We start from the raw sequence: 23,359 nt of genomic DNA on the forward strand, positions 1-23,359 counted from the left end.
TTGTCTATTTTATTTATTTAAAGAAAGGAAGTCCGGGAAACCCGCCCTTTTTCTTCATACTTTTTTGAGAACCCGTAAACATCTTCATCATCTTCTTCATCTCATTGAATTGTTTCAAAAGCCTGTTTACTTCTTGTACACTTGTACCGCTTCCTTTAGCTATTCTTTTCTTTCTAGAAGCATTTAAAATACTAGGGTTTCTTCTTTCTTCTATAGTCATTGATTGAACTATAGCTTTAGTTCTATTGATCTCTTTACCATTCATATCAACATCACCAAGTTGGTCTTTTATATTCCCCATACCTGGCATCATACCTAATATCTTGTCAAGAGGACCCATATTTTGAACTTGTTCCATTTGTTCTAAGAAGTCTTCTAAATCTAAATCTTGCTTCTTAATTTTTTGTTCTAAAGCTTTTGCTTTATCTAAATCTATATTTTCTTGAGCCTTTTCAATTAAGCTTAGGATATCTCCCATACCTAATATTCTAGACGCCATCCTATCTGGATGGAAAGGCTCTAAGTCATCTAGCTTTTCACCCATACCTATAAACTTTATAGGCTTTTGTGTTACAGCTCTTATTGAAAGCGCCGCCCCACCTCTAGTGTCACCATCAAGTTTAGTTAATACTACTCCATCAACTCCAAGTGCTTCATTGAAGCTTTCTGCTACGTTTACTGCATCTTGTCCTGTCATTGAGTCTACAACTAAAAGAATTTCATGCGGTCTAACTTCAGATTTAATAGATTTTAATTCATCCATTAATAATTCATCTATATGAAGTCTACCAGCTGTATCTATTATAACTAAGTCATTATTATACTTTATAGCATGACTTAATCCTGCTTTTGCTATATTTATTGGGCTTTCTTTATCACCCATATTAAACACCGGTATATCTAACTTTTCTCCAACAACTTGTAACTGCTTTATAGCCGCTGGTCTATAGACGTCACATGCTACTAGTAAAGGTCTCTTACCTTGTTTTTTAAAATATCCTCCAAGTTTACCAGATGTAGTTGTCTTACCTGCCCCTTGTAAACCTACCATCATTATTACTGTTGGTGGCTTAGGAGATATTACTACTTTACTTGCTACATCACCCATTAAACTTGTAAGTTCTTCATTTACTATTTTTATTACATGTTGAGCAGGAGTTAAACTTTCCATAACTTCTTGTCCAACACATCTTTCTTGAACCTTCTTAACAAAGTCTTTAACTACTTTAAAGTTAACGTCAGCTTCAAGAAGTGCAAGCTTGACTTCTCTCATTGCATCCTTAACATCTTTTTCAGTAAGTTTACCTTTAGACTTTAATTTTCCAAGGGCTCCTTGTAATTTATCTGATAATCCTTCAAATATCATTTTAACATCTCCCTGCATACATCTTCTATATTTTCTAGCTTAGGGATTAAATTAGCACAATCTCTATTTTGCAATAAATCTTGCTTAATGTCAACAATTTTATCTTGTAAAAATTTGACGAATTTTTCTTGTTCTTGAATCTTAGATACTAGGCCTAATTTTTCTTCATAGTCCCTTAATATCTTCTCTGAACGTTTCAAAGTATCATATACACCTTGTCTCGATACATTTAAATTTTCACTAATTTCACCTAAAGAATAATCTTCTTCATAATATAAAGAAACTATTTCTCTTTGCTTATCAGTTAATAATTCTTTGTATTGTTCAAATAACAACCCAATCTCAACCATTTTTTCTATATTCATCTCTTACACGTCCCAATGATATACTGTAAAGGTCATTTACTTTACACATTGTATTTTATATCATATATACAAGCTTGTCAACATTTTATTTTTGATTGCTAATTACTTCCCAAATAAAGCATCTGAAAATGCTTTTGCATCAAAATCTTGTAAATCGTCTACACTTTCTCCTACTCCAATTAGCTTAACCGGAACATCTACTTCACTCTTAACTGCAAGTACAACTCCACCTTTTGCTGTTCCATCAAGTTTAGTTAATACTATACCAGTTATATCTGCTACTTGCTTAAATGTTTTAGCTTGTGCAACTGCATTTTGTCCTGTTGTTGCATCAACTACAAGAAGTACTTCTCTTTTTGCTTCAGAAAATTCTCTATCAACTATCTTAAATACTTTTCCTAACTCATTCATTAGGTTAGCTTTATTGTGTAGTCTACCAGCTGTGTCACATATTAATACATCTACATTTCTTGCTTTTGCAGCTTTAACAGCGTCAAATATTACTGCTCCTGGATCTGCACCTTCTTGATGTTTAATTATGTCAACATTACTTCTCTTAGCCCATACCTCTAACTGTTCAATAGCTGCTGCTCTAAATGTATCGCCTGCTGCAACTAAAACTTTTTTACCTTCACCTTTATATCTATTAGCTAATTTTCCTATAGTAGTTGTTTTACCAACTCCATTTACACCAACCATAAGTATTATAGTTGGAGAATGAGAAACATCTAAATTAGAATTTTCGTTGTTAAGTATTTCTTCAACTATACTTTTTAACTCAACTCTAACATCCATAGGATCTGTTATACCCTTTTCTTTTATCTTATTTCTAAGTTTATCTATTATTTCCATTGTTGTATTTACACCAACATCTGCTGTTATTAATATTTCTTCTAGTTCTTCTAAAAGTTCTTCATCAACTTTAGTGTATGATTTTAAAACATCATCTATTTTGTCAGTTATACCTTGCTTAGCTTTAGTTAAACCTTGCTTTAATCTGTCAAATAAACTTACCTTTTTTTGAGGTTCTCCAACTTCTTCAGTTTCTTTTACTTCCTCATTATTAGTTTCTTCTATAGCTTCTTCAACTATTTCTTCTTGTACTTCTACTTCTTCTTCATTAGATTCATCTTCGTTAGATGCTTCCTCTTTATTTTCTTCTTCTATTATTTGTTCTATTTCTTCAGTTACTTCTTCAACTACATTTTGTATAGCTTCTTCAACATCTTCTTCTGTTACAGGTTCCTCTATAACTTCTTCAGGTTCTTCAACACTGTCTAATTTATTATTTTCAATAACTTCTTCAGTTATTTCTATTTCTTCTTTAACTTCTACTTCTTTTTCTTCAGACTCAGATTTTTCATTAGAATCCTCAACAATTTCATTTTCTACTACTTCATCATTAACAACTTGTTCTTCTTCTTTCTTCTTCCCGAATTTAAATAACTTCTTAAACACTCTGCTTCCTCCTACTTTTGTCTAAGTCTAAACTTTACTTATACTAAATCTGTTATTTGCTCTGCATCTTTTAATTGTAGACTTAACACCTTAGATATTGCCTTTTCTTGCATTGTTACTCCATAGATATAATCAGCCGCTTCCATAGTACCTCTTCTGTGAGTTACTGATATAAACTGAGTATCTTTAGCTAATTCTTTTAAGAATTCACCAAATCTAAATATGTTAGCGTCATCAAGTGGTGCTTCAATCTCATCTAATATACAGAACGGAGTTGGCTTAACTAATATTATTGAGAATAATATACTTATAGCTGTAAGTGCTTTTTCTCCTCCTGATAATAGATTTAAGTTTTTCATTTTCTTGCCTGGTGGTTGTGCTACTATTTCTATATCACTTTCTAGGACATTTTCTTTGTCCATAATAATAAGTTCTCCATATCCTCCACCAAACAATCTCTTATATACATACTTGAAGTTTTCATTTATTGCATTAAAGTTAACTTCAAATTCTGCCTTCATATTTTCTTCAAGGTCACCTATTAGCTTCTCTATTGCTTCTATAGATTCCTCTAAATCTTGTTTTTGTTCTCTATAGAAATCATATCTTTCTTTTACTTCTTCGTATTCTTTTATAGAATCTATATTTACATTACCTAAATTTCTTATTTCTCTTTTTAGGTTTTCTAAAAGCTTCTTATCTATAACTATATTTTCATCTTTTATTTCCATAGCTTGAAGAAGAGTTAATTCATATTTTTCAAATAGTTTATTTATATAGCTTTCATGAGTAGACTTTAATCTTTCTAATCTACTTTGAACCTTAAATAAACTTTCTTTTAACTCCATGAATTTTCTATCAGATGACTTAACTTCTTTATTTAAGTCTTCTAATCTATTTTTTAGTCCATCTTTAGCCGCTTTCTTATTATCTAAGTTTCTATTATTGTCAGCTAATTGCTTACCAAGATTTACTTTTTCATTTTGCTCTATCACTATTTCTTCTTCTAGCTTTTTAGCTTCTACTTCTTGAGCTTTTAAAGATTCTTCTATATTTTTAGATTTTACTATAAGCTCTTCATTTTCACTTATTATTCTTTCTATATCTTTTGCTAAACTTTCAAATATTTGTTTATGTTTAACTAAAGATAAATTTAACTCATCAAATTTATTTTTATCACTTTCATAAACATCATTGAAAGATTTAAGTTCATTAGATAAACTTTCTATCTTTTCTCTATTTTCATTGTGCTTCTTTTCTATTTCATCTATTTGAGCTTTAACTTCATTACTTCTTTCGTTTGTATAAGTTAAGTTAGAGCTTAATCCACCCTTTTCTTTTTCTAACTTATCAACATTTATTTGAAGGTTATTATTTTCTGATAATACTCTTTGTATATTAGAGTTTTGAACTATTATTTCCTTGTCTAAAACTTTAATATCATTTTCTGTAGTTTGTAATTTATTTCTGACAATACTTATTTCTTTGCTACATTCTTCTTTTTGACTTATTAAAGAAGTTATTTCTTCCTTAGTTTCCTTAATTTTTTCACTAAATTCATTTATAAGTCTTTTTCTAGATAATATATTAGTATTATTTCTTAAACTCCCTCCAGTTAAAGATCCTCCTGGATTTAATATTTCACCTTCTAAAGTAACTATCTTAAACTTGTGATTAGTTTCTTTTGCAAACTTTATTCCGTTATCTATATTATCTATAACAATAGTTCTTCCAAGTATACTTTCCATTATATTTCTATACTTTTCATCATAAGAAATTAAATCACTAGCTATACCTATAAATTTAGTATTTGCTCTTAAATTTCTTACATCTATTTTGTTAGACTTTATTACATTCATCGGTAGGAATGTAACTCTACCTAAGTTATTTTTCTTTAAGTAATTAATTGCATTCTTAGCACTATATTCATCTTTAGTTATGATGTTTTGCATATAGGCGCCTAAAGCCGCTTCTATCGACTTCTCATATTGTTCTGGAACAGTAACAACTTGACCTAATGCTCCATCTATTCCTTGAAGATTTTTATTTTTAAGGATTTCTTTTACACCTTTATTAAAACCTTCATAGTGGTTTTCCATGTCCATATAAATGTTAAGCTTAGAGTTATAATCATTTAAGCTATATTTATCGCTTTGGATATTATTATCTAAGTTATTATTGTTATCTATTAAAGATTTAAGGCTTTGCTGAAGATTCTTTTCCTCGTCCTTTAACAATTCTAACGTATATTCTTTTTCCTCGTATTCTTCTTTTAGCTTTTGTAAGTTATTTTCTTTTTCTTTAATAGCATTTTTTATTTCTTCTATTTCAGTATCAATGTTTTCTGTTCTAGAGTTTATGTTTTCTGTGTTAGCCATTAATGTAGATAACTTATTACTATATTCTTGCTTATTATTTAAAAGAGTTATAATTTCATCTTTTAAGTTTTCTATATTACTATTTAAATTTGATATAGTATTTTTTTTATCACTATTTTTGTTTTCTATTTCATTTACTTCAACTTCAAGGTTAGATATATTATTTTCTTCTTGTTGTTTTTTAGCTTTAAGCTCTTCTATATATAGCTTGTCGTTACTCAGTTTTTCTTTAATATCTGTTATTTCTGAGTGTTTTCTCTCAATATCATTTTTACAATTTTTGATTCTTTCATTTATAAGGCTTACTTGAGAATCTTTTTGAGATATAACAGATTTTATTGAGTTTATGTAGTCTATAGCCTTACTTATAGATTCATCCATTTCTTCTATTTCTTTATTAGTTTGTATAACGTCTTTTTCTATAGAAGTTTTTTGATTTTCTATTTCTACAGATTGTTCTTCTAAAAGATTGCTGTGCTTTTCAACTTCTTTTAGCTCATTTTCAATACTATCTATTTCTTTAATATAACTATTAACTTCTATAGTCTTAAGTTTTTCACTTACTTCTAAGTATTTAATAGCTTTTTGAGATTGATTGTATAAGGGTTTTAATTGATTTTCAATCTCCACATATATATCATTTATTCTCTCTAAATTTTCTTTAGTATTTTTAAGATTTCTTTCTGCTTCTGATTTTTTATATCTAAACTTTGATATACCACAAGCTTCATCGAATACCTTTCTTCTATTTACAGGATTGTGGCTTAGTATTTCATCTACCTTACCTTGTTCTATTATTGAATATCCATCTTTTCCTATACCTGTATCTAAAAGAATTTCTTTTATATCTTTTAGTCTACAACTTTTGTTGTTTAAGAAGAACTCACTTTCACCATTTCTATAAGCTCTTCTTTTTATAGTAACTTCACTATAATCTATATCTAATTGTTCATCACTATTGTCAATAGTAAGAGCAACTTCACAATAGTTCATTGGTTTTTTAGTATCTGTACCAGCAAATATTACGTCCTCAAGTTTATCTCCTCTAAGACTTTTTATACTTTGCTCCCCTAAAACCCATCTAACAGCATCTGATATATTACTTTTACCACTACCATTAGGACCAACTATTGCAGTTACACCTTCTTTGAACATTATATCTGTCTTTGTTGGGAAGGATTTAAATCCTTTCAGTTCTAATCTTTTTAAATACAATCTCTTCTCTCCCTTCAATGAAACTAAAGGTTGTAAATGTCATATAATTTCCTATAGATATCATTCATACTTGTAGATATAGTCTTATTGTTATCTAATACAATTTCTAACTCATCTACACTTATTGCTTCTTCTTGTGTCTTTAGAATTACACCTAATTCATTTTTCATATATAAACTATTGCTTTTCTTATTTCCAATTATTTTAGACACGTTCTTTTTATTGCATTTCACCATTAAATTACTTGTAACTTTATTTTCTACAACAATACTATTTAAATAGTCTTTAATCATTTCACCTTCTACTAAATCCCTAAAAGCTGGATGATAAGGTCCAGCAAGTACAGCCTTACCTATTTGTATATCATCCGTAGCCTGAAGACCTACCCTTATTACATTTATATTGTTAACATAAAATAAAGCTAAAAGCTTCTTAACTATTTGTATACTTTGTTCTAAAGTGAATGGTGCATAAGAATGCATGTTTAATAAATACTCTAGCCCTGTATCCTTTACTACTAAAGTTGGATATATTCTAACACAATCTGGTTTAAGTTTTATAAATTCACCGGCTGTATATAAACACTTTTCCTCACTGTCAGAAGGTAATCCTACCATCATTTGTAATCCTAACTTTATACCATAGTCTTTTATTAACTTAGAACTTTTTATTACTTCTTCTGCATGATGCCCTCTTATACTGTCTCTTAGTACATCTTCATCTAAAGATTGTACTCCAAGTTCTATAATGCTTACTTTATATTCCTTTAGCATAGTAAGTATTTCTTCATCTATACAGTCTGGTCTTGTTGACATTCTTATGTCTTGAACCAAACCTTTATCAACATACTCCTTAGCAACGCTAAGTAAACTTCTTTGTATATCTACATCTATAGCTGTAAAACTTCCACCGAAAAATGCTATTTCTACGCTAGCATCTTTATCTATAGTTGTTAAATATTCTTCTACAATATTTCTTACATCTTCTTGAGTAATATCTGTACTTACTCCTGTTATTTTCTTTTGGTTACAAAATATACAGTCGTGAGGACAACCTCTATGAGGAACAAATATAGGTATTATTCTTTTTTTCATTTTCATCATCCTTATTGTAATGTTTTTAATGCTAATTTAGCAGCAAGTTGCTCTGCTTCTTTTTTACTCTTACCTTCCCCAGTTCCCAGTACACTCTCATTTAATCCTACTTGCATAACAAATCTTTTGTTATGGTCTGGACCTTTTTCTTGAATTAACTTATACCAAATATTACTTTCACCTTTTCCTTGTAATACTTCTTGAAGATGAGTCTTGTAATCTCTAAATATATTTCCTTTTCTAGAGTTATCTATTATCTCTTCCATATATTTTAATATAAATATTCTTGAATTTTCTATACCACCGTCTAAGTAAATAGCCGCAATTACTGCTTCAAATGCATCTGCAAGTATAGATATTCTTTGTCTACCACCAGTTGCTTCTTCACCTTTACCCAGTAACATATACTCTCCTAAAGATATATCATTAGCAACCTCACTTAAAGATTCTTCACAAACAATATTTGCTCTTAATTTTGTAAGTTCTCCTTCTGGTAGGTCAGTCTCTTCTTTAAATAGATAGTCACTTACTACTATACTTAATACAGAGTCACCTAAAAATTCTAATCTCTCATTAAATTCAAATTTTTTATTTTCATTAGAGTATGAACTATGAGTTAAAGCTTCTAATATGTAATCTTTGTTTTCAAATTTGTATTCTATTATATCTTCAAATTTATTTATATTATCCAATATTTTCTTATTTATTTTCATAATACTACCTCCGAGTAAATCATCTCTAGATTATAGTGTACTATTTTTTGTAAACTATTGCAAAACTAAAATACTTTTTTCTTACTTATAGAAAAACCTATGAGACAATAAGCCCCATAGGTATATTAAAATTTAATATATTTTACTATTATTCGTGATCACAATCACAGTCAGTACATATGCAATCTTCGTCATCAGCTTCTATTATTATACCTTGGCAGTTAGGGCAAACAATATCAACTTCATCATCATATAATAAATCTTCGTCTATTTCTACTAGATCACCACAGCTTGGGCATTCCATTTCTATAAAACTTAACTCTTCATCGTCTTCTAAATCATCATCTTCGTATAAATCATCTTCTACGTCAGATAAATCTTCGTCGATAGACTCAACGTATTCTATTAAATCTGTTTGTTCTTCATCTAAGTCAACTATTGCATCTGCGAAGCTTTCTAAAGTTTCAACTATCTTATGTATTATCTTACCTTCTTTTGTTTCCTTGCTTATCTCTAATCCTTCTGCTAAACCTCTTAGGTACGCAACTTCTTCGTATAGATATTTCATGAATACCCCTCTCTTTCTTAACTTAAATTTTTTTAAACTTCTTTTATATATAAATTAAAAGCCCATATACCCTTATTATTAAGATATATAAGCTTTTATATACATAAATTATTAAACTCTTGATAAATATTCTCCAGTTCTAGTATCTATCTTTATTTTATCTCCTTGGTTGATAAATAAAGGTACTTGAACAACAGCACCAGTTTCAACTGTAGCAGCTTTAGTTACGTTACTTGCAGTATCTCCTTTTATTCCTGGCTCTGTTTCAACAACTTCTAATTCTGCGAAGTTTGGAGCTTCAACTTGGAAAGCTGAACCTTGGTAGAATCTTATTGTAGCTACTTCGTTTTCTTTTAAGAATTTTATAGCATCTTCAACTTGCTCGTAGTTTAAAGGTACTTGGTCGAATGTTTCTTCGTCCATGAAGTAGTATAATTCTCCATCGTTGTATAAGTATTGCATTTGTCTTGTATCTATGTGAGCTTTAGGGAATTTATCACTTGGGTTGAAAGCTTCTTCTCTTATAGCTCCTGTTTTTAAGTTTTTGTATTTAGTTCTTACGAATGCTGCACCTTTTCCTGGCTTAACATGTTGGAAATCAACTATTAAACATGGTTGTCCTTCCTTTTCAAAAGTTACACCTTTTCTAAAATCACTTGCTGATACCATATTTGGCCCTCCATCTAAAAATCTTATATTTTTGGTGATTAATAATATTATCACCGTTTCCTTTTTCAATTATATAACCTATTGCAATCTTGTCAAGTTACATTGGATATGTAATATTTTATAATAACTGTAAGTCAGTATAGACTACAAAGTTTTACCAATATAATAATATCACACATTATCTGATATAAACAAGTATTTGACTCACTACTTCGTCAATATTTTTATCATTTACGTCAATATTTATGTTGCTACATTCTTTATAATGGTCGTATCTTTCGTTTAGAAGTTCCATAATTTTATCTTCTAGGTTTATACTTCCTTTTAATAACGGTCTTTTTTCTATTTCATTAGACACATTTCTAATTATAGTTTTCACATTTGCATCTAAAAATACAACTATTTTTTGTTTTCTTAAAATTTTACAATTTTCTTCTCTAGTTACAATTCCGCCACCTGTTGAGATTATATAATTATCTTTTTTTGACATCTCTTCTAGTAGTTCTCTTTCTACTTTTCTAAAATACTCTTGTCCTTTTAAATTAAATATTTCTGTAATAGTACAACCTTCTCTTTTTTCAATTTCTTCATCCATGTCAATAAAGTTCATGTTAAGTGTTTTTGATAAAAGTTCTCCTACTACACTTTTACCAACGCCCATAAATCCTATAATGATTATATTCATTTATCTTCTCCCTTAAAATTTCTTATATATACCTTAAATTCTGTCTCATAAGTTTGATTATTTTTAGATAGTTTTAGTTTTATATTTGCAGATTTATTGCCATCACATATTCCTATATAAATATTGTCTATGTAACATCCTATTTCGTAGCCACCCTGTTCACTAAGTCCATTATTATTAAGATTATTAATAAACAACTTATTTGTATTAGTTTTTAAGCTTAATTCTTTATCTTTAATACCGCTACTAGAAGCCTCATCTTTATATTTACATTTTATTGATGATACATCTTTTAATATTGTATTATTATATGGCATATTCTGTCTAGTTTTTATACTTATAATTCCTTTTGAGCTCCCAATTAAATCCTCAACATGCTTACTTATTTCGCTTGCCTGTTGTTGAAGTTCTACTTTATCTTCAATATTATTTTTTATATTGATTGTTTGGTATAATAAAGAATTTAAAATTAATATTAAGGTAACTATAAAAGCTAAAGATATTATTCCCTCCAAAAGCAAATATCCTTTATTACTTTTCATATTTACCTTCTTTCAACAACACCCTTCCACTAACAGGAACAACTGTTATCTCTTTACTAATCTTTTTATTTTCTATCTTTATAGTTCCTCCATTTGGGTACGGAGCCCCATATCTATCAAATCTTATCATATTATTCATGTTATCTTTAATAACTGTATTTTTAGGGAGAAATACTGATTTAATTTGTTCTCCATTTTGTTTTATAATATATCCTTTTTTCCCGCTTGCTTCAACATAAGTTATATATGTACTACTGTCTTCAAGCATATTGCATCTTCTAACAAATCTTATATCTGTACACAATTGCTTTACAACTGAAGTTATAGTATATTTTTCAAGATTATCTTTAGGAAAGCAAAGAGTGGCTATTAATAACATAATAGCCATGGATATTAATAATTCAACTAAAGTCACATTCCATCTTCTTTCATTTAAATCTCCTCGTAATTATAAATTACTACTAATTCTTTTTCGTCGAATTGTTCATTGGGATCTTTCATAGTATCTATATTTTTATTTAAATTTTCATTATTATTAATAGAATCCGTATTATAAATGAATCCTTCTATTATTTGAGATTCATTTACATCTTCATCATTATCAAAATACTTATTCCATGGATTAAGTATTTTGACGCTAGCTATAACTCTATTTGTATAATTATCTTCTTTACAAATACTTTCTACTTTAAAGGTAACATTACCATCTATATCTCTACTTGCTTTACCTTTTAAATTTACTCGTATATTATCTAATCCAGATTTTGAAATATCACCAATTATTTCTCTAGTATTCCCCAGGAAATAGCTTTCAAAATCCTCTTCTTCGTCAAAGTTTTCTATTGCATACTTGACTTGGCTTAGTATATTACTTCTAGTTATCTCAATTCCAGATAAAGCTAATTCTTTCATTTTTATATGTTTGTATTGTAATTTTGTATAATTATTGTTGCTATAGATTATAGATATACAAGAAACACATACAGTGATTATAATAGAAAAAAATACTATGGTAGCTACAAGTATGGACCCTTTATTGTTTCGTAACATAACTACTCAATTCTATATTTGTATTTTTGTTTACTACTTTAACATCAACTTTGTAACATTCATATTGATTTCTTATTTTTTCTAATTTTGTATAAACTGTATAACTTTCTTCTTCAACATAATAACTACTATCGCTCAATCCTTCATCAGCATTTACCACAAAGTACTTTGTATCTTCTAACTTTTGCTTTGCAACATTTAAAGCTTTACTATAATCACTATTTTTATTTGTAATATTTAAACTTCCACACAAAGATGTATATATTAAAGATACTGCTATAAACATAATTGATAAACTTACAATACACTCTATGTAGGTAAAACCCTTTGATTTATTTTTCAAGGTATTTTCCTTTCACTATACTTTTATATAATCTTCATAAAGCTTTTTAATTTCTCTTTCGTCTTCACTAGTAGGCTTAATTCCCGTCCAAATATAAAAAGCTTCTAGTCCTTGATTTATTAACATATCAATTCCATAAACAACATTCAGTTCTTGATTTTTTGCCCATTTTATAAGTTTTGTATTATGTGGTTTATAAACTATATCACAAACTAATACATGTTTATTTAAGGCTAAATTTTCATCTATTGGACATTCTTCAGTTTCCATACCTATTGGTGTTGTGTTTATTAAAATATCTATATTGTCTAAATCATCTTGTTTTATTTTTTCTGTAGTGCAAGATATATTCGTATTAAAATTATTGGATACTGTATCTACTATTTCTTTTGCTTTTTCAATACTTCTATTTCTTATTTCTATTGAGTTAACATTATTCGAAGCTAGCTCAACGCTAATACTTCTACAAGCTCCTCCTGCACCTAAAATCATAATATTTTTATTTTCCAAATTAACATTCTGATTAAATATCGACTGTACAAAACCCATTCCATCTGTATTATATCCTTCTAAAATACCTCCTTTATTTTTAATAGTGTTTACCGCACCTATTATCTTAGAATTTTGATCAACATAATCTAATTCTTTCATTACCTCTACCTTATGTGGTATAGTAACATTCATACCCACTATACCTAATGATTTTATACCACTCATAGCTTCTTTTAAGTTCTTAGGCTTAACATCAAAACATATGTATATATTATTTTGATTGTATTTCTTAAATAAATAGTTATGCATAATAGGTGAGAAACTGTGTTTTACAGGATGTCCTAAAAGGCATATTGTTTTTGTTTTTGCATTTATACTCATGTTATTACCTCTTATCTAAGTACTCATATTATTTTTATTGTCATTAATATGGTAGATTATACCAATTTAATCTTAGAAATTACACATTCTAATATAATCAGCATACAAAGAATCACTATTTTGATCTTTACTTCTACTTCTGTAATCTGTAATACTTTCGTTAGTTTCAATATCTATAACTATATTTATATCATTTTTATTTTTTCTAATAATATTTATATTACCGTTATATAAATTGATAATTAACTCTGCAACAGTTACACCAATATCTAAATTCCTCTTTGCTTGATCATTTATGTATCTTTCATAATCATATCCACCTATATTTTTTATAGATATTATAGTTTTGTGATTTTTGCTATTTAAATCTACATTTATTATACTATTGTTCTTAGAATATCTTATAATAAGTGATAATAAAGTCAATACTATTTTTTCAATATCTATAGGATCCACATTAGCTATTCTTTCTTCTTCATCAGTATCAAAAACTATATTTATATTATTAATATCTATATATCTGTTAAAGTCACATACAACATCTTCAATAACATCAACAAGGTTGTAGTAATCCTTCTTGACATCATGGAAATCTGACTCCAACTTTGCCATATCCATTATATTATTAATTAAAGCCATTAGCATATAAAGATGTTTTTTTACTATTGCTGTAGCTTTAGCTAATTCACCCTCTGGATTTTTTTCTATCTCATCTTTATACAAAGCTTCCACAAGTTGATTTGATGAGTGTATTAAATTTAGAGGTGTTTTTAATTCATGAGACATGTTAATAAAAAACTCATCTTTTATTTTGTTAGCTCTTTTTCTCTCCTCTATTTCTCTTTCCATCATTTCTGTTTTTACTTGATCTGTAATATCTCTAACTATACCAATTAATTTTAGTCTATGATTAATATCAATAAGCATTGCTCCACTTTCTATATGAACTTCTTCTCCATAAATATTTTTCACTGCATTCCTTTTAAACTTAACAATATCATTAGAGTTTCCAGAAGTTATAATAGTGCTTTCATACATATTATCCAAGTCTGCTTCATGTATATTATCGCTACCTAACATTTCTAAGAATTTAGAATTTGTGTAAGTAATTTGTTTGTTATCATAGTTTGATATGTATATACCTTCTGGAATAATGTTTACCAGAGCTTCATATTTCTTTTTGTTATACTCTACATCTCTAAGAAGTTTCTTGTAGTCTGTTATATCTCTTACTACTATAAGATTTCTATTATCAACACCCTCTACAAAGCTTACTCTATCAATATTTAAACAAACCTCCACTCCATCGCTACTATAGTGAAGTTCTCCACTAGTTGAAGATTGTAAAATAATATTTTTTAAATCATCGTTGTAAAAATCTACATGTTCATTTTTTTCATTGTTGTATAAAATATCATTACTATTGGTTAATAAAATTGAGTATGGAATATTATCCACAATCTTTTTATACTTAACATCATTTTCTCTAATTTTAATTTCACTTTTCTTTTTATAAGTAATATCATCAATTACGCATATTACTCCTACTTTTTGACTTTGTATTATAAATGGAGCAAATGTACATATAAAATATCTGCCATCCTTACCTTGTAATTCACAGCTCATTTCATTTGATTTCTCACTACAATTTTTTATACAATCAATAAAATTTTCTTGGTTTTTTATGCTCTTATTTAAAAATGTATTTAGATTTATATTAAACTTACAGTCTTTATACTCTCTCCACATTTTTGAAAAACCATCATCTTCATTTAATATATATCCTTCATCATCTATTAATAAAACGCATCTGTTATTTTGGTCTAATATTAAATCTAAAATTTTATTTTTCTTTTCTAAATTATCGTATATGGTTTTACTAAACTTCTTATTTATAATTAACTTTTCATCGTGCATTTTTATTGTCATGTTGCTTCTTCTAAGCTTACTCGTTACTTCTATTTTTTGTTCATATAAATCTCTGACATTACTTTTAAAAATCTTAACAAATATATATATACTAGTTATTAAATTCATTATTGAGCCAAAAAGTATTAAAGCGATATTATTAGATATTACTAAGCTAAGTGATATATGAGCAAAATAAGCTATAATTAAAAAGTTATATTTACTTTTATTTTTAGATGCATATAAGTTAATTGAGAATAAGTATAGAGTAGTCATTATTATATAAACATTTATAATATTTGTGTATATACTTTCACCTCTTGTAAGTAAAACAAGCTCTACAAAGCATAACACATAGTTCGTACCTACTAACAACTTAATCTTATTACTAATTTTTTCTTTATTGTTTAACTGCATAATAAACAATATAGTAATTATTCCACAAATATGATTTGAGTTTATACCTCTTGAAATCTCACTGCTATAATATATATCAACAAAGCTGCTTATTAAAATTAATATCGTTAATAACATAGGTACAATATACTTCTTCCCCTTTGATGATTTGTAATTACCATATAGTACATATAAACTCATAAAAAAGATTGACGCACTCAATATATTTATATATTTATACATAACTATTCTCCTTTTACTGTAAATTAGTTCCTAATCATATCTAAATTCTAAATATTTTAGTTTAGGTTTAAATATATATCAGAAAATTCTATATCTATATTCTCTTTATCAATAAAATCATCATAAGAAGTAATATTTTGATGTATACCCTCATTTTCATTATCCCTTAGAATTACTTCAAAGCTACTTCCCACACCTATTTTGCTTTTTACGTTTATTTGACCTTGGTGTAAATCTACCAGCTTTTTAACTAGAGCTAGTCCTATTCCTGTACCCTCAGCCCCTCTAGATAAGGTTCTATCTACTTGCTCAAAATCTTCAAAGATAACTCCAATCTTATCTTGTGGAATGCCAACTCCGCTATCTTGTACAGAAATATGTACTTCATTATTAACCATATTTACTTCAACACTTATTCTTCCTCCTGTTTCTGTAAACTTAATAGAATTTGCTATAATATTTAGAAGTACTTTTTCTAATTTGACTTTATCAACAAACAATGTTTTGCTTTTTACATTACTTTTAAAATCTATTTTTAATCCTTTTTCATCAGTATAGCTTCTTGATAAATCCACTATATTATTTACTAACTTAATTATATTAACCTTGTTGTAATTCATCTTAAAACTGCCATTTTCTATTGATTCGATTTCTTCAATATTATTTAATATTCTAATAAGTCTATAGCAATTTTGTTTAACTAACCTAGTATAATTATTAATCTTTTCAGACTCATATTTGCCTTTATTAATATCCAATATGTTATTAGTATTAGATATTATATTTATAGGCTTTTTAATATCTTTAGTTACGCTAGCTAAGAATTCAGTCTTAAATTTATATTTAGCTTTTATTTCACTAAGCTTTTCTGCAACCTTTTCAACCTTAAGTGCATTTTCTAAATTTCTTACTACAACTAAGTAATTGCCATCTTCAATCATATCTATTATTGCTATAGATATATCACACTTTTCATTACCATTAATCGTGAACTTTTTAAACCTACCATATTCTTTCTTTTTAATATAATCAGTAACTATTTTATTTAAATTGTCAGCTCCAATATTTTTTAATAACTTTATCATAGCTTTATTTCTATAAGTGTAGTTATTAGTTTTTTTATCAATAATAACGATACCTTCAGGTAATGTTTGTAGTAACAATTTGTATGTTTTTTCACTTTGTTCAAGCTCCATCATTGCATGTTCTAAAGTTGTAATATCTATGGCTAAGCTTAAAAGCATTTGTTTTTCATTTAAAGTGATTTTAGTAGTTACAAACTCTATTATCTTTCCTTCCTCGGTTTCAATTTTTGTGGTAGTTTTGTCTTTCTTTCCGAGCTGAACTAAATTAATATTATTTAAAAAATCATTCTTAAACTTTTTACTTAATTTAATACTTAAATCATCTACTAACCATACTTTTTTTATACTTTCATCTAATGCAAATAAATCTATTGCTCTATGGTTAATATAACTTATAGTGTTATTGTTATGAATAATTACACCATCTGTTAAAATATCCATAAGGTTTCTATAACGCTCTTCACTTTCCTTAAGCTTATTTTGAATTAATGTACTTTGAGTAATATCATTTAAAATACAATATATTATGCCTTTCCCATTAATAATATCTGTAGAGCATATAAATCTATATATTTTATCATCATATGTACTTAAAGTGATTATATTATTACCTTCACTATTAATTTTCTTTATTAAATCTAATACTTCATCACTGTTTACAAATTTTCTTTTCATATATTTCTTAATGTCAAGTTCTGAAGTCTTTATACCATCATGCATTAGCATATCTTCAAAGCACTTATTACTGTATATATATTGTCTTTCATTATTTAGCACAAATACTGGGGTGTTCACTTCTTCTATTGATCTGCTAACTTTTTCATTTAACCTATTTATATCATCTTTATATTGACTTTGAAGGTCATATTCTAAAGCTATTTGCTGAGTTGCCTTTGAGATGTATTTATTATTTAATTTCAGTTTCTTTTTATTTGTATGTAATTCGCTATTATAGGTTTTCATTTTGTTAACAATTCCATAGTTTATTACAAAGCTATTAATTAAAACATTAATTATTATGCTAATTTCATATCCAACTTGCATCGACAATATTGCCATAGCATCTAAAACTACTATTATTGTATTTAATCTTTTTGAAAATATAATATGCTTACTAAATAATAAGAATAATGCTGGCTTAATTATATATACAAGACTGTATATATAAAGTTTCTGCATTTTAGATATATTTATATAATCATACTTAATAAAAACTAACCATAATACTATTTCTATTACATATATTAAGCTTATACTCAAAAAGGATAATTCTTTGCTTACCCTATACAAAGCTGCACATATAAAAGGTATGGAAATCATTAATACAAAATTTAAGATTTCTATTATTTCTATACTATTATATAAATTATTCATCTAGCCACCATCCTCTCTATAAATAATCCTTTTTTCTAACTATTTTTCATTAAAACTGTTGTTATCATGGTTATTATTAGATTTTATTACTATATATGTTATATTAGCACAGGTAAAAAGATTATTTTGTCAGTTTTTGATTAGAAATAGAAACATTTTCCAACAAAAAAGGCCTTACTTTAAGTAAGACCTTTTTCTGATTTTAATTCTTTTCTCAGTTTCTTAAGTGCTCTTTTTTCTATCCTAGAAACATAGGATCTGGATATTTCAAGTCTTTGTGCTATTTCTCTTTGTGTCTTATATCCATTAGGTGTTAATCCATATCTAAGCTTAACTATTTCTCTTTCTCTTTGAGTTAAGATTTTATCCAGTTGCTCGTAAAGTTTACTTATTTGTACATTTAGTTCTACTTTATCAAGAATATCATCAATATCACTTGCCAAAACATCAATTAGACTGATTTCATTACCCTCTTTATCCATTCCTATAGGGTCTTGAAGGGAAACTTGCACTCTATTTTTCTTATTTGTTCTTATGTTCATAAGTATTTCATTTTCAATACATTTTGAAGCATAAGTAGCAAGTCTCGTTCCTTTTTCGATGTTATAAGTGTCTATAGCTTTGATAAGTCCAATAGTTCCAATAGATATTAAATCATCTTGATCTTCATTAGAATTGTTATATTTCTTTGCGATATGCGCTACTAATCTCATGTTTCTTTCAATTAACACTTCTTTTGCATTTTCGTCGTTCTCTAATTTAAATTTGTTTAGATATTCTAGCTCTTCTTCAGGGGTTAATGGTTTTTCAAATGATTTCAAAATAGTCAAAAGGCCACCCCCTTATTTCACATGTCATTGTAAATTATATGAAGACTGCCTAGCTAAATTGACTATTTTGTATAATTATTTTTTATTTAATTTTTGGCATATCTCTTTAAATATTGGTACTGCTGACTTATTTGTTACAACTCCATCTTTAAAAGTTCCTTCGACTACAATAGTTATTGCATATTTAGGATTGTCTGCTGGATAATATCCAGTTATTAATCCATTGGTAACATCTTGTTTATTTATTTTTAATTGTGCTGTTCCAGTCTTTACTCCACATTCGCCTTCTAACTCACTTAAATCTTTTGCAGTTCCTTCTACAGCTACGTCTTTCATCATTTCTTTAACAATAGTAAGAGTATATGGTGAAATTATTTCCTCTTCCTTAGAGCTTTTAAATGTCTTAATAGTATTCATATTATTATCAACTACGCTATCATACATATACAGTGGAGTATAAGTACCATTATTAGCAATAATTTGAGTCATTTGATTTATTTGTAACGGCGTAAGTCCCAAATCCCCTTGTCCTATAGCAAGTAAATTTAAAGCAATATTTTCTGGTAATTCTCTATATGCTTCGTCTATTCCTATATCAACTTTTTCATCTAAATGAAGAGTTTTTGCAGCTTCCATTATTTTATCTTTACCTAGCTTAGAAGCTATATCATAAAATGCAGTATTACACGAATTTGATAAAGCTTGTTGTAATGTTTGAACTCCATGACCATCTATCTTATTACAGTTTAATTTTTCTTCACCATTACCTACTTGTGCGCTTCCAGTACAATTATAAGTATAATCTGAATCTATAACTTTATTTTCAAGTGCTGCGTATAACACAACCAATTTGAATGTCGATGCAGGTGAATAAATAGCCTTTGTTGCTCTATTAATAAATACACCGTCATCCGATACATTATCACTAAAATACTGTTCAATATTATTTTGATCGAAGTTTGGTCTAGAACTCATCGATAGTATTTCACCAGTATCTACATCTGATATTACTACAGCAGTAGGATTTTCCTCTTTATCAACTACATCTTCTACAATCTTTTGAATACCAGAGTCAATAGTAAGTTTAATATGTCTATCTTCTTCATTTTCATCAACTTCTTTTATACTTCCTTTTAGTACTTCTAAACCTTGCTTATTACCTGATGCTCCAGCCTTAAAAACTGAGATATACTCTTCATTGGAATTACTAAGTATATCATTCATACTCTTTTCTATTCCCATCTCTCCAGAGTTATCATCCTTTTTAAGATGCCCTATCGTATGAGAAAGTAATGAATCTTTTGAGTATCTTTCTGTCTTTTCTGTAACTATAATATCATTTTTCTGTAGTTTAAGTTTTTTATTTTCATCTATGTATTTTGTCTCTATTTCTATCATTGATGAACTTGTTTGTTCTTGAAACTCTTTATAAATCTCTATTTCAGTCATATCTGTTGCATCTTTTATAAGATTTAATATATTTGGATCATTGTTTAAAGCTTCCTTAGAAACTAATATAATTTGTTTCTTTTCAATATCCGTTAGAGGTTTATTGTTCCTATCATATATAACTCCTCTACCACTATTCTTACTGTATTTAACAGTATTTTGATTTTCTACCCTTGTTTGATATTCCTCACCCTTTAATACTTGTATATCCACTAATCTATATATTAGTATGGAGTACATTATAAAACAAAATGTAAATGCACTATAGGCTCTTCTTTTTGTTCTTTTATTTAATGGACCTTTATCTCTTGACATAAAATCACCCCTTAGATACTTGTCATTTTTGACAACTTCTAAGGGGTTAATACTATAATAAATAATTTATATAATTTTAGTCTAAGATAGTTCTTATTTTAGAAATAACTATATCTATAGCTACTTCATTTTGACCACCTTCAGGCATTATTATGTCAGCATACTTTTTATATGGCTCTATAAATTGGTCATGAGCAGGTTTTACAGTAGTTAAGTATTGTTCTATTACTGAATCTACAGTTCTACCTCTTTCTTTTATATCTCTTTGGATTCTTCTAAGGATTCTTATATCATCTTCAGTATCTACGTATATTTTTATATCAAGTTTATCTCTTAATTCTTCGTCTTCAAGTATCATTATACCTTCAACTATTATTATATCTCTAGGAGGTATAGATACAGTTTCATTATGCTTTCTTGTATGAAGTTCATAGTCATATATCGGCTTTTCTATTACTTTACCTTCACATAATTCTTCTATATGGTTTATAAGAAGCTTATTGTCAAACGCTAACGGGTGATCATAATTAGTTTTTAATCTGTCTTCAAAACTTAAATGAGTTTGATCCTTGTAGTAAGCATCTTGTTCTAATGTAGCTATATTTTCTTCTGGTATATTGTCTATTATAGCTTTACAAACTGTACTCTTCCCAGAACCAGTTCCTCCTGTTATTCCTATTATTAACGGTCTCTTCTTATTCTTCATCTGCTCTTTCTCTCCTTAGCATATTATTGCTTTGTTTATATTTAATTTTTAATTTTCCATTTCTCCTAGATAGAATCCTGTAGTATATTCTCTATGTGTTAGATTTTGTATTTCTTCCATCCACTTTGGGTCAACCTTGTAATCATCTGGATTTTTATAAAACTCATCTATAGCTTTTCTATACGTTCTAACTATAGTAGCTAAATAGCTATCACATTTCATTCTTCCTTCTATTCTTAAAGATGTTATACCTGACTTAACTATGTCTTCTATATTATTTATCATACATAAGTCTTTTGAGTTAAATAAGAATGTTCCACCCTTATCTTCATACACTGGATAATATTCACCAGGTCTTTTTTCTTCTGTTAAGCTATATTTCCATGATAAATCTTCAAAATCATATTGACTGTCAAATTTATTACCTGACATAAAGCTACTTATTAACGATCTTCCAGAATAAGATATAATCATTTCTCCTTGGACAAATGCTTCTATTTCCATATCTAGAGGAGTTTTGGCTCTTATTTGAGCCACTTCCACTAATGATAATTCTTTAGAAACATTAACTCTTTTTATCCCTTGATTATACCAAAAATTAGCTGTTAAGTAATTGGTAGTATTTGCCTGATCATTAAGATGTATTTCCATATTTGGAGTTACTCTTTTTATCGTGTCTAATACACCTGGATCACCTATTATTAAAGCATCCACATTACATTCTTCAAGTTCTAATAAATATTCATCTAAGCTTCTAAAATCTTCATTGTGAGGTATTAGATTTACATTTACGTATACTTTCTTTCCATTTTCGTGTGCAAATTTAACTCCTTCCATCATCTCTTCCTTAGAGAAAGACTTCATTGAAGATTTCATTCCAAAAGTTTCTCCACCTATATAAACTGCGTCCGCTCCATTTTCTATAGATACTTTTAATTTATTAAGATCACTAGCAGGTGCTAATAATTCTAATTGATGCATTTAAATCACCTCTTTTATTTTTCTTTATAGCTAAGAGCAACTCCATCTCCTATAGGTATTAAAGAAGTACTTAAATAATCACATGTACAAATATAATCTAAGTAGTTTCTCATTCTCTTAACTATAGTTTTCTTTCTTCTTATTACAAAGTCATCATGTGCTACCATACCTTTGTATAATATATTGTCAGATATTAGTAATCCATCTACCTTTAACTTGTCTATTACCATGTCATAGAATAGCTTGTATTGACCCTTAGCTGCATCTAAGAATATCATATCAAACTCTCCTTCAACACTTTTTAACATTTCTTCAGCATCGCCTTCTAATATTGTTATGTTATTTTCAAGACCAGCTTCCTTTATATTTTTCTTTGCTTGTTCTATCATCTTTTCATTTCTCTCTACAGTTATTATTTGTACATCTTTACCAACTGTTGAGGCAAAAAGAATTGATGAATATCCGATTGCACATCCAACTTCAAGAATTCTCATCGGCTTTTGAACTTTTAATAATACTTTTAAAAATTCTGCAACTTCTTTATGCACTATAGGGACATTATTTTCTGCTGCATAAACCTCAAGTTCTTTAAGTAGACCCTTTGTATCCTTTAATGTAGTTCTTATATAGTCTTCCACTAAATTATTTACTATATTACTCATAAATGTCACTCCTTGTAGACCTACAAAATTATAGGATTAGGCCTTAATATTTAAAGGCATAATCCATAATTTCAAGGCTCTAGATTATAAT

At 27.8% G+C, this 23,359-nt stretch carries 21 protein-coding genes; all 21 read right to left on the minus strand.

Annotated features, from left to right (window positions below):
- Positions 1–13: 13 nt before the first annotated feature.
- Positions 14–1,366 carry a signal recognition particle protein gene (ffh, locus tag ACI48P_RS03070; protein ID WP_475213345.1) on the minus strand — a complete coding sequence of 451 codons (1,353 nt, stop codon included), beginning with the start codon at positions 1,364–1,366 and terminating at the stop codon, positions 14–16.
- Complete coding sequence (ylxM, locus tag ACI48P_RS03075) at positions 1,363–1,731, minus strand: YlxM family DNA-binding protein (RefSeq protein WP_475213347.1); 369 nt, start codon at positions 1,729–1,731, stop codon at positions 1,363–1,365. Before ylxM ends, ffh begins: the two co-directional genes overlap by 4 nt.
- 102 nt (positions 1,732–1,833) lie before the next feature.
- Positions 1,834–3,189, minus strand: coding sequence for a signal recognition particle-docking protein FtsY (ftsY, locus tag ACI48P_RS03080; protein WP_475213349.1), 1,356 nt, complete (start codon positions 3,187–3,189; stop codon positions 1,834–1,836).
- A gap of 38 nt (positions 3,190–3,227) precedes the next feature.
- Complete coding sequence (gene smc / locus ACI48P_RS03085; protein ID WP_475213351.1) at positions 3,228–6,782, minus strand: chromosome segregation protein SMC; 3,555 nt, start codon at positions 6,780–6,782, stop codon at positions 3,228–3,230.
- A 23-nt stretch (positions 6,783–6,805) separates the two neighbouring features.
- Complete coding sequence (locus ACI48P_RS03090) at positions 6,806–7,876, minus strand: elongator complex protein 3 (protein ID WP_475213353.1); 1,071 nt, start codon at positions 7,874–7,876, stop codon at positions 6,806–6,808.
- A gap of 11 nt (positions 7,877–7,887) precedes the next feature.
- A complete protein-coding gene (gene rnc / locus ACI48P_RS03095) occupies positions 7,888–8,589 on the minus strand; it encodes a ribonuclease III (RefSeq protein ID WP_475213355.1) in 702 nt (233 codons plus the stop codon).
- Between the two features lie 148 nt (positions 8,590–8,737).
- Positions 8,738–9,157, minus strand: coding sequence for a CD1247 N-terminal domain-containing protein (locus tag ACI48P_RS03100; RefSeq protein WP_475213357.1), 420 nt, complete (start codon positions 9,155–9,157; stop codon positions 8,738–8,740).
- A gap of 111 nt (positions 9,158–9,268) precedes the next feature.
- The gene (efp, locus tag ACI48P_RS03105) at positions 9,269–9,826 is read right to left on the minus strand and encodes an elongation factor P (protein ID WP_475213359.1); all 558 of its coding nucleotides are present in this window, start codon (positions 9,824–9,826) and stop codon (positions 9,269–9,271) included.
- Between the two features lie 178 nt (positions 9,827–10,004).
- On the minus strand, positions 10,005–10,511 hold the full coding sequence (locus tag ACI48P_RS03110; RefSeq protein ID WP_475213361.1) for a shikimate kinase: 507 nt from the start codon (positions 10,509–10,511) through the stop codon (positions 10,005–10,007).
- Positions 10,508–11,053: a hypothetical protein gene (locus ACI48P_RS03115; protein ID WP_475213363.1), complete on the minus strand. Its 546-nt coding sequence runs from the start codon at positions 11,051–11,053 to the stop codon at positions 10,508–10,510. The genes ACI48P_RS03110 and ACI48P_RS03115 overlap by 4 nt, the downstream gene beginning before the upstream one ends.
- On the minus strand, positions 11,043–11,468 hold the full coding sequence (locus ACI48P_RS03120) for a hypothetical protein (RefSeq protein ID WP_475213364.1): 426 nt from the start codon (positions 11,466–11,468) through the stop codon (positions 11,043–11,045). Before ACI48P_RS03120 ends, ACI48P_RS03115 begins: the two co-directional genes overlap by 11 nt.
- A 17-nt stretch (positions 11,469–11,485) precedes the next feature.
- On the minus strand, positions 11,486–12,103 hold the full coding sequence (locus ACI48P_RS03125; protein WP_475213366.1) for a hypothetical protein: 618 nt from the start codon (positions 12,101–12,103) through the stop codon (positions 11,486–11,488).
- On the minus strand, positions 12,087–12,446 hold the full coding sequence (locus ACI48P_RS03130) for a hypothetical protein (protein WP_475213368.1): 360 nt from the start codon (positions 12,444–12,446) through the stop codon (positions 12,087–12,089). The genes ACI48P_RS03125 and ACI48P_RS03130 overlap by 17 nt, the downstream gene beginning before the upstream one ends.
- Positions 12,447–12,461: 15 nt before the next feature.
- Positions 12,462–13,319: a shikimate dehydrogenase gene (gene aroE / locus ACI48P_RS03135; RefSeq protein ID WP_475213371.1), complete on the minus strand. Its 858-nt coding sequence runs from the start codon at positions 13,317–13,319 to the stop codon at positions 12,462–12,464.
- A gap of 72 nt (positions 13,320–13,391) precedes the next feature.
- A complete protein-coding gene (locus tag ACI48P_RS03140; RefSeq protein WP_475213373.1) occupies positions 13,392–15,866 on the minus strand; it encodes a sensor histidine kinase in 2,475 nt (824 codons plus the stop codon).
- Between the two features lie 56 nt (positions 15,867–15,922).
- On the minus strand, positions 15,923–18,325 hold the full coding sequence (locus tag ACI48P_RS03145; RefSeq protein ID WP_475213375.1) for a PAS domain-containing sensor histidine kinase: 2,403 nt from the start codon (positions 18,323–18,325) through the stop codon (positions 15,923–15,925).
- Between the two features lie 179 nt (positions 18,326–18,504).
- Positions 18,505–19,155, minus strand: coding sequence for an RNA polymerase sporulation sigma factor SigK (sigK, locus tag ACI48P_RS03150; protein ID WP_475213378.1), 651 nt, complete (start codon positions 19,153–19,155; stop codon positions 18,505–18,507).
- Positions 19,156–19,230: 75 nt separating this feature from the next.
- Entirely contained in the window at positions 19,231–20,919 is a 1,689-nt protein-coding gene (locus tag ACI48P_RS03155; RefSeq protein ID WP_475213380.1) for a peptidoglycan D,D-transpeptidase FtsI family protein, read from the minus strand.
- A 76-nt stretch (positions 20,920–20,995) separates the two neighbouring features.
- On the minus strand, positions 20,996–21,625 hold the full coding sequence (udk, locus tag ACI48P_RS03160) for a uridine kinase (protein WP_475213382.1): 630 nt from the start codon (positions 21,623–21,625) through the stop codon (positions 20,996–20,998).
- 48 nt (positions 21,626–21,673) lie between these two features.
- Complete coding sequence (locus ACI48P_RS03165; RefSeq protein WP_475213384.1) at positions 21,674–22,606, minus strand: peptidase U32 family protein; 933 nt, start codon at positions 22,604–22,606, stop codon at positions 21,674–21,676.
- A gap of 14 nt (positions 22,607–22,620) precedes the next feature.
- On the minus strand, positions 22,621–23,268 hold the full coding sequence (locus ACI48P_RS03170) for an O-methyltransferase (RefSeq protein WP_475213385.1): 648 nt from the start codon (positions 23,266–23,268) through the stop codon (positions 22,621–22,623).
- Positions 23,269–23,359 lie beyond the last annotated feature (91 nt).

This window comes from Romboutsia sp. LXY-2, assembly GCF_056171995.1.

Excerpts from the sequence above, each read along its gene's own strand:
- rnc (WP_475213355.1), bottom strand. The coding sequence starts at position 8,589 with ATGAAAATAAATAAGAAAATATTGGATAATATAAATAAATTTGAAGAT.
- ACI48P_RS03125 (WP_475213366.1), bottom strand. The coding sequence starts at position 12,103 with ATGTTACGAAACAATAAAGGGTCCATACTTGTAGCTACCATAGTATTT.
- ACI48P_RS03155 (WP_475213380.1), bottom strand. The coding sequence starts at position 20,919 with ATGTCAAGAGATAAAGGTCCATTAAATAAAAGAACAAAAAGAAGAGCC.
- ACI48P_RS03140 (WP_475213373.1), bottom strand. The coding sequence starts at position 15,866 with ATGTATAAATATATAAATATATTGAGTGCGTCAATCTTTTTTATGAGT.
- ACI48P_RS03115 (WP_475213363.1), bottom strand. The coding sequence starts at position 11,053 with ATGAAAAGTAATAAAGGATATTTGCTTTTGGAGGGAATAATATCTTTA.
- ACI48P_RS03165 (WP_475213384.1), bottom strand. The coding sequence starts at position 22,606 with ATGCATCAATTAGAATTATTAGCACCTGCTAGTGATCTTAATAAATTA.
- udk (WP_475213382.1), bottom strand. The coding sequence starts at position 21,625 with ATGAAGAATAAGAAGAGACCGTTAATAATAGGAATAACAGGAGGAACT.
- ACI48P_RS03100 (WP_475213357.1), bottom strand. The coding sequence starts at position 9,157 with ATGAAATATCTATACGAAGAAGTTGCGTACCTAAGAGGTTTAGCAGAA.
- ylxM (WP_475213347.1), bottom strand. The coding sequence starts at position 1,731 with ATGAATATAGAAAAAATGGTTGAGATTGGGTTGTTATTTGAACAATAC.
- ACI48P_RS03145 (WP_475213375.1), bottom strand. The coding sequence starts at position 18,325 with ATGAATAATTTATATAATAGTATAGAAATAATAGAAATCTTAAATTTT.
- ACI48P_RS03090 (WP_475213353.1), bottom strand. The coding sequence starts at position 7,876 with ATGAAAAAAAGAATAATACCTATATTTGTTCCTCATAGAGGTTGTCCT.
- ACI48P_RS03170 (WP_475213385.1), bottom strand. The coding sequence starts at position 23,268 with ATGAGTAATATAGTAAATAATTTAGTGGAAGACTATATAAGAACTACA.
- aroE (WP_475213371.1), bottom strand. The coding sequence starts at position 13,319 with ATGAGTATAAATGCAAAAACAAAAACAATATGCCTTTTAGGACATCCT.
- ffh (WP_475213345.1), bottom strand. The coding sequence starts at position 1,366 with ATGATATTTGAAGGATTATCAGATAAATTACAAGGAGCCCTTGGAAAA.
- efp (WP_475213359.1), bottom strand. The coding sequence starts at position 9,826 with ATGGTATCAGCAAGTGATTTTAGAAAAGGTGTAACTTTTGAAAAGGAA.
- ACI48P_RS03110 (WP_475213361.1), bottom strand. The coding sequence starts at position 10,511 with ATGAATATAATCATTATAGGATTTATGGGCGTTGGTAAAAGTGTAGTA.